We start from the raw sequence: 358 nt of genomic DNA, 5'->3' as shown, positions 1-358 counted from the left end.
GTCCAGCGCGCATGGCGATCCTTGTGCGACAGCTTTGACGGCTTGTCCTGCCAGTCTTCGGGAATACGGCCTGCCCGGAGATCGGCTTTCTCGGCGTTCGTGTTGCGCTGCTTTGGAGCCGCCACCAGCGTTGCATCCAGGATCTGGCCYGACATCGGCAGATAGCCGGCGTGCCGCAGGGTCGCGTCAAAACGGTTGAACAGACCCTCGATCGCTCCCACCTGCGTCAGGCGCTCACGGAACAGCCAGAGTGTTTTGGCATCAGGAACACGATCTGAAAGCCCCAGCCCAAGGAAGCGCATGAACGACAGGCGATCGTTGATCAGATATTCCGTCCGCTCATCAGACAAATTGTTCA

At 59.4% G+C, this 358-nt stretch carries 1 protein-coding gene; it reads right to left on the bottom strand.

What is annotated here, in order from left to right; translation table 11 throughout:
- A partial coding sequence (locus tag KP705_RS19610; RefSeq protein ID WP_215765524.1) for a transposase occupies positions 1–358 on the bottom strand: 358 nt, incomplete at both ends.

The organism is Gluconobacter sp. P1D12_c (assembly GCF_018812105.1).
Classification (GTDB): Bacteria; Pseudomonadota; Alphaproteobacteria; order Acetobacterales; family Acetobacteraceae; genus Gluconobacter; species Gluconobacter oxydans_A.
The sequence above is the reverse complement of the archived record's forward strand: the minus strand, read 5'-3'. Positions and strand labels throughout refer to the sequence as shown.